Below are 12,706 nucleotides of genomic sequence, written 5' to 3'. Positions count from 1 at the left end.
CCGCCATAAAGAACAAATCCATGATAGATGATGGAAATAACCATACAAAAAAATGGTTCCGAGCAATTTTTAATGCTTGGAACCATTTTTTATACTATTTTGAGCTAGTTTTGTCCCAGCCCCTATATATTGAAATATGGTGAGATATCAGTAAATGTTATGATCTATAAACATATCCACTGTAACAAACCAACCATCCATCTAACTTTTACTAAATGTTTTGAAAAGATCCTTTATATAGTTTTGTTGGTAATCCTTGTAACTGAGATTCTTCCTTAGTATTTTCATTAGTTAATGGTGTACCTTTGTTTAATGTTTCAGCAGAAGTAATCGTAGCAAAACCAGTAATCATCATTAACAAAACTACTGACGTCAAAAACAATTTTGTAATTTTTTTCATAAATTTAATCCGCCTATTTATCATTGCCCTCACCATGATTCAACCTAAATTGACTTATACATAAATCTAATATAATTAAGAATCTTGAATACGAAACTGAGCAATAATGTTATGACAATTCCTGTTGACAACGTGAAATCCGTATTCCATGTTTGCAACTGAATCTCATGTGTTATAACCTTATCTATATCTAAATAACTAAATGGGTTGTACGGATGTGAAATCAAGGTTCCTACAAAGGTGAGAATTCCAACGATGATCATATTAAATATAGGTTCTTTTATAAATTGAGAAACGAGAAAATACATCGTATAAATCAGTAGACTCATAACAATGGCCAAAACTAGAGTCTGTGCTAAATATTTTTGCAAAGGGATAAAATGAAACGTATCTTCGACGATATTTCGATTCATGTATTCTGTTGTGTATCCATCATAAACAAGAATAGGATATTTCAAATCACCAAATCCATGCATCATTGTGCCGACTGCTATCGGTACGCCCAACATGATTAAGACAAAAAGTAATAATCCTAAGTAACCAGTGACATACTTGGTAAAAAACAATTTTGTTCGATGTAGTGGTAAGACTTGATAAAAACGAATATGGTTGTTTTTCTTTGTATCTGAAGAAAATGTATTTCCAAATATAAAACAACCAACCAGGATCATAATCGGTATATAAAATGATTGAATAAGCTGATACAAATAGTAAATACCTTCTCTTCCATATCGCTTTGTCTCTTCTTGCCACAATGCCAATGTTCTTCCACTAAAACTATCATAGATTGTCGGTAAATACATGTTAGTTGTGATATTTTGCATAAACGGCTGAATATCATTTTCTAGCATATATTTGACTTCCTCATAGGAAGCTCGAAGTGTAAAATTTGTAATTTCTTGATTTTCAAAATAAGCATCTGCTGGTTCCTCTGGGGGAGGATAGGCAAAGAGCTTGAGCTGCTTTAATTCATGTTGAAAAATCTTTTTCCAATCTTCGTTTTGATAGGCTTCTTTCATCATTAGGTAATGCTCATGCGTTGAACGAGCATGTTCTTCCATAAATGTGGCCTCTTCTAATACTTCTTCATCTTTAGTTCGTTGTGCTTCTTTCTTTTTGATTTCCCAGTCCACTTGATCTTGTTGATATAAATCAATTAAAAAATCGTTATGGTTTGTCACCTTTTTTTGCACACTATTTGCCAATGATAAATTAATCAGATAAATCCCAATAACCGCTAAAATACTCAACATCAATAGAACCCATGTTGTTTTATTCTTTATAATTTTCTTACTTTCAAATAAAAATAACTTCATGATTGATATTCCCTCCTTTGACTAGCTCTAATAGCTAGAAGGAGCATGATAAGCGTAAGCATCATGCTGAAAATGATACCCAACCATGAAATTGCTTCATGCTGCAACAGTGTAAGATCTAATTCTTGATAACCCCAAGGTAAAAAGGGATATATTAAACCACTTCTTATTACTAGCAAATTAACAGCAAATAAAATGAATAAGATAATATGGACAACCAATGTATTCTTCACGAGAAAAGAGAGAAATACAAAACCACTCATGAGTACAAAGAGATAAATAGCACTGAATAGAATAGATTGTTGCAGGTAATCTCCTGCCGAAATAAATGTCATTTCCTTTGTGAAAAACGGATAATCGTATGGATTCGTTATCTTTTTCCCAAATAGACTGGAAATGGTGTATGCAGACATGAAGACAACAAGCAACCAAGTAAGTCCCGCTAATATCAAACTAATCCATTTAGATATGACCATACGAGTAGAAGAAATGGGTAGAGCATAAGTTAATTTTATCGTATTGTTATCAAATTCTTTCACGATTGGGGTTCCTATAATGACTAACAAGATAAAAAATCCAAACGTATTAATAACTAACTGCACGGTTTGTTTTATGAATACTGCTGGTTGAATAGATGCGGTAAGGTTTTCTTTTGGGAGTTCTTTTTTCAATAATTCCTTATTTAACTTCATTTCGTCTTCCATTTCAGTTTTGGACATGGGGTAGTGGTTTCCTAAAGATTGATACTGTATAGCTAACTCATATACTACATTCTCTATTTGTAATGCGGTAAGATGTTCATCTTCGTCTATAAGCGTTAATAATTCACGTAGTTTATCATATAACTTTTTACCGATTTCAATTGACTCATCAAGTGTTGAATCAGTACCTTCGCCAATCTCTTTTTGTTTCTCTTGATCCGTTCCTAATTGCGATGATATTTGAGAAGAATGATGATGAAAGAAATCTATTCTTTCACCTTTCACAATATCTTGGTATAAATAGTTACGTATAAATAAACATATGATAAAAATAATGGTAATCAGGAGAAATGCGATAAAAACTTTTAAACGAAATAGTTTTTTCCATTCGAATGGGATGATATGCACCGCGTACCCTCACTTTCCGAAAAACTTTGTATACAATTTTTCAGAACCAGTCACTTCTTTTTGTAAATCTAAGATGGTAACTCCATTATTCTGAATGATTTGAATGCAATCATTCAAATCTTCTTCCCCTATGGTCACAATAATAGCATCTTTTTCTTGTTGAATCGTATAGCCTGAATCTAATAATAATTTATTTGCTAAAACTTGATTTGATAGTTTAAAAACGTAACGTGTTTCTGTATATTCATTTCGATCAATCTCTATCAGTTTTCCATCTTTTATAAAGATAATTTGATTCGTTACCCGATCTATCTCTGCTAAGTTATGTGAGGAAAGAATGACTGTAGTTCCTTGTTCTACTAAATCAAAAAGAATCTTTCTCATGAGAATAGAACTAGATGGATCAAGACCATTTAAAGGCTCATCCATAAATAAAAGTTTAGGTCTATTTACAATTGAAATAGCTACTAATAAATGTTGCTTCATTCCTAATGAGTATGTTCCAACTTTTTTATGTAAGTAATTTTCCATACCAACGTATTCAACAACTTCTTGTATACGTCTCTTGGGCAATCTGTGACTATCACACACATATTTGAGGTGGTCGTAACCTGTTAAATAGTTAAATAATATCGTATTGTCTTGTAAGTATGAAATTTTTTCAAAGACTTTAAAGTTTTTATTAGATTCTCCTAATAATTCAATCTTCCCAGAATTAATAGGTATAATATTGCATATACAATTTAACAATGTTGTTTTTCCAACACCATTTGGTCCAACTAAAGCCCATATCCCAGAGTCTTCAATTTTTAAACTTACGTGGTCAATAACTTTGTGAGATTTATATTTTTTAAGAACATCTCGTAACATAAGTCTAGTAATCTTAATCACCCCTATATATTAAGATGTTTTGTTTATTTTTAATTTTTTAATTATAACATATTATGCAAATATATAAAATATAAAATATGTTTTAGGGAGGATTTTACCATTCTTATTAGCTAATGGATATATTTGTTTGAATTCCACCTGAGTTCATCCTGTATGCACCTCCTGGTATGTCGAAGGTGTAGGGGATGATATTTGGTGACTGTATATATTTCTAAATTGGTTAGTACGTCACATTCTACATGAGTGCGTGGATTGAAATCCACAATTTAAAACCGTAAAATACTCCTCTATAGTCCTAATACAAAATAAGCCTTAAGTCTCAGTCAAAATATATCTTAAGCTTGTTATAAAAAAGCAGCACTCTCCTTACAATGTAAGTAAGCTAAGGAAAGAGGGCAAAACAAATGAAGAAATTTATCCTATTTGTCGGTGGTTTAGTCGCGTTAATGCTTTTACTCATTAACCTTGGTCCAATGGAATTGTTAGGTGTTGGTCTCTGGTTGCAATATGTCGTCTTTAAAAAATTCGTCAAGAGCGATTCCCTAGTAGGAAAAATGGGTTAGGTCTCGGCTTACTCTTGTTAAGTTTTATAGTTCCTAATGTATACGCAGTTGTCGGGATTCTGGCTCCATACGTATTATACTTAATCTTTAAAAGCTTGAGATACGATAAGGACGATCTCGTTGTTAAAAATATAGATGGTACAGGTATAGATCCATTTACAAACTTTGAGCGTCAATGGGAAGATCTTGCCCATAACAGAAGATTTTACAAAGCTTTTCTTTTACGGCATTACAGGTAAGGGCGAAAAATAATACACCTGCATTTTAAAAAGTCAGACTCTTTAGAATTTTGTGGTACACTTATTTTAATAGATGGCAAGGGAGCGTTTACAATGAAGGAAGTGGAACCACAAAAACAACCACGCATGTCCTTTTTTCTTATTATTTTACTTGTGGTCATTCTATTAAATGCGTTTGTTTTTCCTGCTTTTACGAATTATTCTATTAAACAAGTAGATTATGGAACATTTTTACACATGGTGGAAGAGAGCAAAGTCGCGGAAGTAGAAATTAAAGATAACAATATTGTTTTTACCACTGTTGATAAGGATGACCAAACGTATCAAACAGGCGCTGTTGATGACCCGCAATTAGTTGAACGATTATATGAAGCGGATGTGAAATTTACGAAAATCATCCCTAAGGAAAGCTCCCCAATTGTTGTGTTTATTTTATCGTGGATTGTACCAATCATTTTATTCATTATCATTGGTCGGATGATTGCTAAGCGGATGAATAACAATATGGGGAATATGCGTAGTACGATGACATTTGGAAAGAGTAATGCGAAAATATACATTGAGTCTGAAACTGGAAAATCATTCGATGATGTCGCCGGTCAAGATGAAGCAAAAGCAGCTTTGATAGAAATTGTGGATTTTCTCCATCACCCACAGAAATACAAAAAAATTGGTGCGAAAATGCCTAAAGGTGTTCTTCTTGTCGGACCTCCTGGAACAGGAAAAACGTTATTAGCTAAAGCGTTAGCAGGTGAATCAAAAGTTCCGTTTTTCTCAATATCAGGTTCTGAGTTCGTTGAGATGTTTGTTGGAACTGGAGCAGCACGGGTGAGAGACTTGTTTCAACAAGCACAAGAAAAAGCACCTTGTATTGTTTTTATTGATGAATTAGATGCAATTGGTAAAAGCCGCGATACTGGCTTTCCGGGGACAAATGATGAACGTGAGCAAACACTAAATCAACTATTATCAGAAATGGATGGTTTTGATGCCGATCAAGGTGTTCTTATATTAGCGGCAACAAACCGTCCAGAAGTTTTAGATAAGGCATTATTGCGTCCTGGTCGCTTTGACCGCAGAGTTCCAGTAGAATTACCAGATATTAATGGTCGTGAAGCTATCTTAAACGTTCATGCTAAACAAGTTAATCTACATGAAACTGTTGATTTGCGCGCTATTGCCCGTGCGACACCCGGTGCATCAGGTGCCGATTTAGCCAATATTATTAATGAAGGTGCTTTACGTGCTGTTCGTCAAGGAAGGGACACTGTATTACAAGGCGATTTAGAAGCTTCTATTGAAGTTGTCGTTGTAGGTTATCCACGTAAAAATGCTGTTATTCCGACACAAGATAAATTAAAAATTGCTTATCATGAAATTGGTCATGCAATTGTTGCTGCTAAACAAACCGATTCAGCACCTGTTCATAAAATTACGATCGTCCCACGTACATCAGGTGCGCTCGGTTTTACAATGCAAGTTGAAGAAAGAGAAAAAGTACTCATGACGAAAGAGCAAGCATTGAGTAAAATTACAACATTTATGGGTGGTCGAGCTGCAGAAGAATTAGTTTTTGACACTGTCACTTCAGGTGCAGCAAATGATAGTGAGCGAGCGACACAAATCGCTCGTGCCATGGTTACGCGCTTCGGTATGAGTGATACATTCGATATGATGACATTAGAAACAGTTAATAATCCTTACTTAAGTGGTCAAGCATCTTTAACCGTTTCAGCTGAGACAGCTACAAAAGTTGATGAAGAAACATTAAACATTATTAAGTACTGTCATGAACAAGCAAAACAGATTCTAAAGGATAATATGGACAAACTTCATGAATTAGCAGAATATTTATTTCATAATGAAACAATGTCAGGAGAAGAGTTTATAGGAATGTTGGAAGATAAATAATGCTCGTTATATTCAAAACACCCGATGAACCTAATTCGTCGGGTGTTCGTTTATGATAGGTTTTACTGCGTGCTTGAATTATTAAATGCTTGCATCGTTTCCCCTGAAGTTCCTTGTAGTGTGCTAAATGTACTAGTAACTTCTTGCACACCCGTATGATTCATCATATTTTGGACTTGTTTACCCATTTGTTGGAATGTTCCATTTTGAATACCTTTTGTTATACCATAAACAGCAGCACCTGCTGCTCCAATCGTTAAGAGCGTTGTCATCATTCCACGACGATTATTCATCTTTAAACACACTCCTTTTCATATTTAAATGAATCTACGCAATCTTATTGTTTAATCCTACGCCAAAAATATTCCGTATAATAATTTCCAATTATGTTTTATAAAGAAAGTGACAATATATAGTTGTAATCATCATTTGGAAGGAAATTAGACATGAAAGGTTATTTATTACAACTATGGAATATGATTGATCCAATATATTTTCATTGTACACGCTTATGTTATGTGCCTGATTTATCTCATGGTAAAACCATATTGAGAGTGCGACGTACTTGTTATAAAGGTAAACCAGTTGTTTTGACAGACGGAACAATGATTAGAAAAAATGATACACTCCTAAAAATTCACTTGCACAATGTTCGGCTCGTAAGTGAGTTTCACTCAATGAATAATGATATTCAAAAAGCTTTAAACTTATATCGGAAGATTCGAAGTTCTTTATATCACTTAGCTGATTTTATAAAAAAAGAGGAAAACTGTCATGTAAAGGCGATTCTCGGTATTACGATGTTATATCAAGGAGCAGATCGTTTAGGATTTGAAATGTTTCCAATTAAAAATAGTTATTATCGTCAGTTTAAAAAATACACTTTTTTACCAATTAATTATTTGGCAAATGCTTCTCTTCCAAAAGAACCTGTTTATTTATTTATGTCGAGACGTACGTTAGAAAATCAGTATAGGAGAAATGAAATATAGTGAAATGGAATGTTTTTGTTAGGTAAGAGAACATCTTAGATACGCCTTGTCGTTAGGTTTGTCACTTGGCCCTCTAAGTTGTTTCATTGGGAATATTTAATGGAATGGAGTGAATCCCATGTCGGCTAATAAACGAATCCTCTTTCTTCCATTTATGAGGCTTGCTTCAGGACATCACCAAGTAGCTAAATCTTTATTTGTCATATTAAAGGATTTAGGATATCCGATTCATCAATGTGAGAAGGTTGATATTTTATCATACAGCTATGGAAGATTTGAGTCTGTTATATCGAGAATCTATTTAGCATGGATTCGGTATCTACCTCATACATACCATTGGTTATATGTTCGATCTTCAGTACATACAAACCAGAAGGAAAAGCAGAATATGTTTTATGGGATATTTTTTCTCCCTTTTTTCAAAAAAATGTTACGAGATAAAAAGCCTAATATATTATTTTGTACACATGCTTTACCATCTAATCTTGCAAATCGTTTAAAAGAAAAAGGACATTGTGATGCGATTATTGTCAATGCCTATACGGATTTTTTTGTTAATCGCGTTTGGGGACTGTCTAAGGTGGATTACCATTTTGTGCCGTCACAGCTTGTAAAAGAAGATTTAATTAGTAAAGGGATTTCAAAAGAAAAGATTTATGTGACAGGTATTCCGGTTCATCCAGCCTTTAAACAGAAACAGCATTCAGTTATACGAAGGAATAGTCAAATTAAAATGCTCGTTGCAGGTGGTCATTTAGGAATGAATATGATGGATCAGTTGCTTGATTATAATGGAGACAAGCTTCATTTTTATGTGCTTTGTGGGAAGAACAAGTCACTATACCATCAATTGAAGGAGGAGAACTATTCCCATATAACACCGATTTCATATGTATCTTCACCGCAAAAAATGTCCTTATTATATGATCAAGTTGATGCTGTGTTAACGAAGCCTGGAGGGGTGACAGTTAGTGAATGTTTACATAAGAGAAAACCGATTTTTGTTCATCATGTTTTACCAGGACAAGAAAAAATAAATGAGCAACAATTATTAAAACTAGGACTTATCATCGTGCTTAATATAGAAAATCATTATTTTGAGAAAAAGATTATGCGATTTTTTAATGATGAACTGGTTCAAAAAATTTATTTTTCTCATGTGGAAAACTATCTTTCAGGTCTTGAAGAGCCACCAATTTCCTTAATTATCTAATCGTTTCAGTATGTTTTTATTCATGTTGGGAAATAATAACGTAAAAAATAGTTAAGGGTGAAGACATTGATTAAATTACAAACACAATTAGAAGATAAGAAAGCGGTATTTGGGCAAGTGGAACCGATTTTAAGGAAGCATGGCTATGTTTTATGTGGCAATTGGGAATATGATAAAGGAAAATTTGATGGTGTATTATGGCGAGAAGGTGGAGAAACAATCTATATTCGTTTACCATTTACGGTTATTGAGGGACAGCTTGATCACCCTGATGCTTTTATCCAATTTAGGACGCCATATGTTATAAAACACGTCGTTCATGTTGGACTTGATCGTGATGAAAATTCATTGCTAGCTGCTACAGGATTTAGTCAATTTCAAGAACCACTAGATAAAGATGGCCATATTAAACATGAAAATCAGTGGGAAGATATTGGACAACGAGCGGTTCAGTTTGTTATTAGTGAAATTCCATTACATGCTTAATCATTTTTTTACCTTTTAAAAAAGGAGCGCCTATAAGTCAAGATGCGACTTGTTAGACAGCTCCGTGTAATGGTTATGAATGGACGATTCTTCGGAAAGCTTGCTCTATTTTTTCACGTCCTTCTGAAATATGTGGGTGAAATTGAATCGTAGCTTCATTACGAATGGTTTTGACTTGCTCAATTGCTTTTAGCAAGCGATAATCTAGGTCGGCTTTTCCGTCAACATGTTTTTTAGCAATCGATAAGCCAGCAACAGTACCTTGTGCTCTTGCTACTTTGGCACTTTCAATTCCAGTAATATTTCCTGCGACATAAACCCCATCAATCGGTGTTTCCATTTTTTTATTATGAACAGGAACATGCCCACCAAGTTCTTCTAAATACTGGAATGGTAAGCCAATAACAGCTGCAAGTTCGGCTAGTGGATATAGTCCACCAGCAATACAAACAAAGTCAACTTCAATTCGTCTTTCTGTTCCTTTGATTAATTTCCCATCTGCAGTAATGTCAAAAACGGTAACCGATTCAACACGATCCTTTCCATTAATTTCGGTTACGGCTTTACGTAAATGGATCGGCATGCCCCACATTTTCACGCCACTTTTCGGGTAAAATTGTGTCGCTAATTTACGTACGAAATCCGATTTGGTAAAACGGCTACCAAAACGTAAGAAAGCCGATGGTGCCAGGTGAGCAATTCGACTGAGTCCATCCATTACTTTTTTCGGATGAGCATGTTCTTTTGTAACTGAATTCATCGCTGGTAACATCATACTATGTAGGTTGACACCTGCTAATTGTAATTCCCTAGCAATTGCAGCTGATAGCACATTGACACCGATAACAATCCCTTTTTCGCCAACGCGCACTCTATGAACATTCGTCATCACTTGTGCAGCTCCTATAGACATAACCCCTGGTAATGTCCACCCAGGTACGGGAGCAGCCGTTTCAGCAGCACCAGTAGCAATAAGCAAATTTTTAGCTTCAAAGTTACCTTTATTTGTATGTACAATAAAATGATGATCTTTTACCTTTTCAAGATGATGAGCTGATATACCACAACGAATATCTGTATTTAAAGATTCTGCTTTATCCATTAGCTGTTTTGTCTCTTCAATTCCATTCCACCATTCGCCATTAGGCTCTTCATGTAATTGTCCAAGTAAACGACCACCTGGTTTGACAAATTCATCGATCACAAGAACGTGTAAATCCCATTCACGGCAAGTGATTGCAGCAGATAAACCGGCAGGACCAGCACCGACAATAATGACGTCATACATCGTTAAACCTCTCCTTTCTCTTCTTCTTGCTGCTTAACAAATTCTGCATAAGTACGAGGCAGAGTATCATGTTCTGTTGAAGCAAGTGGTGATGGTAAAACGCGGCCACTTTCTACTACCATTTGATCTTTAATTTCTGTTAGACAAGCTCGAACGCCTGTTTCATTATTAACGGTGACACGACATTCAAAGCAATGTCCAATATTACAATAAATCCCACGTGGTTTTCCACTTTCTTCATGAACACGTAATGTGCGAACACCATTTGCCAATAAGGCGGAGGCAATTGTGTCGCCTTCGTATCCAGTATATGTTTGTCCATCGTATGTAAAAGTTATTTCTTTTCTATCAGATAACTTCCCTAGAACAGGGTGATCAACGATTCTTCGGTTATTTGTCATCTTGCATCCCCCTTAACGTTGCTAAAGATACTGGACGCACAGGTGGTTGAACTTTTAATGGGATATCATGACCTGGTTTTTCTCCGGTAACTTGTTCCATTACAGCATCTACTGCTGGACGACATGTACGTCCACCACAATAGCCCATCCCTGCGCGTGTTCTTAATTTTATTTCTCGAGCGGAACACTGATATTTTTTCGCTGTGTTTTTGATGTCCTCTAATGTCACTTCTTCACATCTGCAAATGGTAATGTGATCCATACGCAATTTCCTCCTATTGTAATGGCTTTCATTAATATTTTAAAAAAGATTGACATCTTATTTAATGCTATTTTAACATATATGATAGAATTGATTTAACTTTTATATATAAATTTTATAAAATCTTTTAAAAATCTTTTAAAAAATATACTTCAGCTAGCAAAGGAGATATGAAAATGGCTCAAAAAAAACATGCAGAGGTTGCGATAATTGGTGGCGGAATTATGGGCAGTGCGATTAGTTATTATGTTGCTAAAGCGGGATTAGACTGTATGCTTATTGAAAAAAACGATATTGCCAGTGGGACATCATCTCGTTGTGATGGCAATATTACAATTGTTGATAAGGACCCTGGTTTTGACAGTAAAATGTCATTAGTAAGTCAAGAGTTAACGAATGAGCTGAAAGACGATTTAAATTTAGATTTCGAATATCGCGAATTAGGTAGTATCCTAGTTTGTGATAATGATCAAGAAATGGAAGCAGCCGCAGAATGGGTCGAGATTCAGAAAAAAGCGGGTCTAAAGTTTAATTTACTTGATCGTGAAGATATTCGACAAGAATCACCATATTTTGCTGATGATATACCTGGTGGTTTAGAATGTGAGACAGACTCTTTAATCAATCCTTATTTATATTGTTACTCGTTAGTTGATAGAGCACAAGAGTATGGATTAAAGCTGTATACGCAAACAGAAGTGACCAATATAAAAAAAGAAGATGACTTTATAATTGAAACGACTAATGGCACGTTTACAGCTAAAAAGGTCGTCAATGCTGCTGGTGTATGGGCGCCGTACATTGGAGAAATGCTAGGTTTAGATATTCCAATTGTACCACGTAAAGGACATATTATGGTTGGTTCACGTCAAAAGCCAGTTATGATGAGAAATGTGATGGAGTTCGGTTATTTAATGAACAAGTTCCAGCGTGAACGTATCGCTGATCCTGAAACTTTAAAATACGGCGTTGCTTTAGTTTTAGAGCCAACTGAAAGCCAAAACTTTTTACTCGGAAGTAGTCGTGAGTTTGTTGGGTTTGATGGCCGTGTTGATATCAATGTTGTCAATGCAATGGCAAAGCGGGCTCTAAGATTCTTCCCGAAGATGGATGATTTTAATATGATTCGTGCATATACTGGATTCAGACCATGGACAGAGGACCATTTGCCTATCGTTTCTCCAGTTGAAAGTGTTCCTGGATTTTTCATTGCTGCTGGACATGAAGGTGATGGGATTAGTTTAGCAACTGTTACAGGAAAATTAATTGAAGAAATGCTAACAGAAAAAGAAACCATTATTCCAGTTGACCCATTACGCTTTGACCGATTTGAAAAAGTACCAACAGCTTAATATATCTTTATAAAGGAGAAAAGGGGGAAGTGGGGGAAGAATATCCTCTTTTCTTTTTTGTTATATAACATCAAAAAGATGGATTATTTTTTTTGCTTGTGATAATGTTAACTCATATAAAATCAAAATTTTATCATATCTTTCGCTAATTAATAGATTGTATGAAGTGATATTGTAAGCGCTATAGTAACAATTTTATAAGTAGGGGAAGGGAAGCTCTTTTTAGTCGTTTTTTAAGATTATCTTAATATAATCACTGTCGTACAATAAAGCGAAAAAACTA

Annotated in this window: 13 protein-coding genes and 1 pseudogene; 6 read left to right on the top strand and 8 right to left on the bottom strand. The window is 34.8% G+C overall.

All coding sequences use genetic code 11. The features are described from left to right. Window positions 1-211: 211 nt before the first annotated feature. Genes HNQ35_RS09485 through HNQ35_RS09470 form a run of 4 tightly spaced genes read right to left on the bottom strand, consistent with a single transcriptional unit; the run spans window position 212 to window position 3,695 of the window. Window positions 212-400: a hypothetical protein gene (locus tag HNQ35_RS09485; protein WP_146937587.1), complete on the bottom strand. Its 189-nt coding sequence runs from the start codon at window positions 398-400 to the stop codon at window positions 212-214. A 44-nt stretch (window positions 401-444) separates the two neighbouring features. Continuing rightward, complete coding sequence (locus HNQ35_RS09480) at window positions 445-1,716, bottom strand: ABC transporter permease (RefSeq protein WP_146937585.1); 1,272 nt, start codon at window positions 1,714-1,716, stop codon at window positions 445-447. Continuing rightward, the gene (locus tag HNQ35_RS09475) at window positions 1,713-2,825 is read right to left on the bottom strand and encodes an ABC transporter permease (protein WP_146937583.1); all 1,113 of its coding nucleotides are present in this window, start codon (window positions 2,823-2,825) and stop codon (window positions 1,713-1,715) included. Before HNQ35_RS09475 ends, HNQ35_RS09480 begins: the two co-directional genes overlap by 4 nt. Window positions 2,826-2,834: 9 nt before the next feature. After that, a complete protein-coding gene (locus HNQ35_RS09470) occupies window positions 2,835-3,695 on the bottom strand; it encodes an ABC transporter ATP-binding protein (RefSeq protein ID WP_221261470.1) in 861 nt (286 codons plus the stop codon). Between the two features lie 425 nt (window positions 3,696-4,120). Between HNQ35_RS09470 and HNQ35_RS14430 the strand changes: the two genes are divergently transcribed. After that, on the top strand, window positions 4,121-4,279 hold the full coding sequence (locus HNQ35_RS14430) for a lmo0954 family membrane protein (RefSeq protein ID WP_307724224.1): 159 nt from the start codon (window positions 4,121-4,123) through the stop codon (window positions 4,277-4,279). Window positions 4,280-4,611: 332 nt separating this feature from the next. After that, window positions 4,612-6,429: an ATP-dependent zinc metalloprotease FtsH gene (gene ftsH / locus HNQ35_RS09460; protein WP_146937579.1), complete on the top strand. Its 1,818-nt coding sequence runs from the start codon at window positions 4,612-4,614 to the stop codon at window positions 6,427-6,429. Window positions 6,430-6,491: 62 nt separating this feature from the next. Here ftsH and HNQ35_RS09455 read toward each other — a convergent pair whose 3' ends face one another. Continuing rightward, window positions 6,492-6,722 (bottom strand): hypothetical protein, encoded by a 231-nt coding sequence (locus HNQ35_RS09455; RefSeq protein ID WP_146937577.1) that lies wholly within the window; start codon window positions 6,720-6,722, stop codon window positions 6,492-6,494. A 153-nt stretch (window positions 6,723-6,875) separates the two neighbouring features. On the opposite strand from HNQ35_RS09455, the gene HNQ35_RS09450 reads away from it, so the two are divergent. The 3 genes from HNQ35_RS09450 (at window position 6,876) to HNQ35_RS09440 (ending at window position 9,120) form a co-directional block, all read left to right on the top strand. Continuing rightward, a complete protein-coding gene (locus HNQ35_RS09450) occupies window positions 6,876-7,421 on the top strand; it encodes a YkoP family protein (RefSeq protein ID WP_146937575.1) in 546 nt (181 codons plus the stop codon). A gap of 118 nt (window positions 7,422-7,539) precedes the next feature. Continuing rightward, the gene (locus tag HNQ35_RS09445) at window positions 7,540-8,634 is read left to right on the top strand and encodes an MGDG synthase family glycosyltransferase (protein ID WP_146937573.1); all 1,095 of its coding nucleotides are present in this window, start codon (window positions 7,540-7,542) and stop codon (window positions 8,632-8,634) included. 66 nt (window positions 8,635-8,700) lie between these two features. Beyond that, the gene (locus HNQ35_RS09440; RefSeq protein WP_146937571.1) at window positions 8,701-9,120 is read left to right on the top strand and encodes a YugN family protein; all 420 of its coding nucleotides are present in this window, start codon (window positions 8,701-8,703) and stop codon (window positions 9,118-9,120) included. Window positions 9,121-9,193: 73 nt separating this feature from the next. On the opposite strand, the gene HNQ35_RS09435 is transcribed toward HNQ35_RS09440, so the two are convergent. From HNQ35_RS09435 to HNQ35_RS09425, 3 genes and pseudogenes are all read right to left on the bottom strand, one after another. Continuing rightward, the gene (locus HNQ35_RS09435; protein WP_146937569.1) at window positions 9,194-10,408 is read right to left on the bottom strand and encodes an NAD(P)/FAD-dependent oxidoreductase; all 1,215 of its coding nucleotides are present in this window, start codon (window positions 10,406-10,408) and stop codon (window positions 9,194-9,196) included. Between the two features lie 89 nt (window positions 10,409-10,497). Beyond that, window positions 10,498-10,809, bottom strand: a pseudogene (locus HNQ35_RS09430) ((2Fe-2S)-binding protein); the annotation flags it as partial. Continuing rightward, window positions 10,799-11,071 (bottom strand): (2Fe-2S)-binding protein, encoded by a 273-nt coding sequence (locus HNQ35_RS09425; RefSeq protein WP_146937565.1) that lies wholly within the window; start codon window positions 11,069-11,071, stop codon window positions 10,799-10,801. The pseudogene HNQ35_RS09430 and the gene HNQ35_RS09425, both read right to left, overlap by 11 nt. Window positions 11,072-11,247: 176 nt before the next feature. Between HNQ35_RS09425 and HNQ35_RS09420 the strand changes: the two genes are divergently transcribed. Next, a complete protein-coding gene (locus HNQ35_RS09420; protein WP_146937563.1) occupies window positions 11,248-12,423 on the top strand; it encodes an NAD(P)/FAD-dependent oxidoreductase in 1,176 nt (391 codons plus the stop codon). The last annotated feature ends 283 nt before the right edge of the window (window positions 12,424-12,706 follow it).

It is taken from the genome of Cerasibacillus quisquiliarum, from assembly GCF_014202495.1.
Classification (GTDB): domain Bacteria; phylum Bacillota; class Bacilli; order Bacillales; family Amphibacillaceae; genus Cerasibacillus; species Cerasibacillus quisquiliarum.
The sequence above is the reverse complement of the archived record's forward strand: the minus strand, read 5'-3'. Positions and strand labels throughout refer to the sequence as shown.

Bases quoted from the DNA above. Each gene is read 5' to 3' on its own strand.
- HNQ35_RS09485 (WP_146937587.1), bottom strand. From the start codon at position 400: ATGAAAAAAATTACAAAATTGTTTTTGACGTCAGTAGTTTTGTTAATG.
- HNQ35_RS09480 (WP_146937585.1), bottom strand. From the start codon at position 1,716: ATGAAGTTATTTTTATTTGAAAGTAAGAAAATTATAAAGAATAAAACA.
- HNQ35_RS09470 (WP_221261470.1), bottom strand. From the start codon at position 3,695: ATGTTACGAGATGTTCTTAAAAAATATAAATCTCACAAAGTTATTGAC.
- HNQ35_RS14430 (WP_307724224.1), top strand. From the start codon at position 4,121: ATGAAGAAATTTATCCTATTTGTCGGTGGTTTAGTCGCGTTAATGCTT.
- ftsH (WP_146937579.1), top strand. From the start codon at position 4,612: ATGAAGGAAGTGGAACCACAAAAACAACCACGCATGTCCTTTTTTCTT.
- HNQ35_RS09455 (WP_146937577.1), bottom strand. From the start codon at position 6,722: ATGAATAATCGTCGTGGAATGATGACAACGCTCTTAACGATTGGAGCA.
- HNQ35_RS09450 (WP_146937575.1), top strand. From the start codon at position 6,876: ATGAAAGGTTATTTATTACAACTATGGAATATGATTGATCCAATATAT.
- HNQ35_RS09445 (WP_146937573.1), top strand. From the start codon at position 7,540: ATGTCGGCTAATAAACGAATCCTCTTTCTTCCATTTATGAGGCTTGCT.
- HNQ35_RS09435 (WP_146937569.1), bottom strand. From the start codon at position 10,408: ATGTATGACGTCATTATTGTCGGTGCTGGTCCTGCCGGTTTATCTGCT.
- HNQ35_RS09425 (WP_146937565.1), bottom strand. From the start codon at position 11,071: ATGGATCACATTACCATTTGCAGATGTGAAGAAGTGACATTAGAGGAC.
- HNQ35_RS09420 (WP_146937563.1), top strand. From the start codon at position 11,248: ATGGCTCAAAAAAAACATGCAGAGGTTGCGATAATTGGTGGCGGAATT.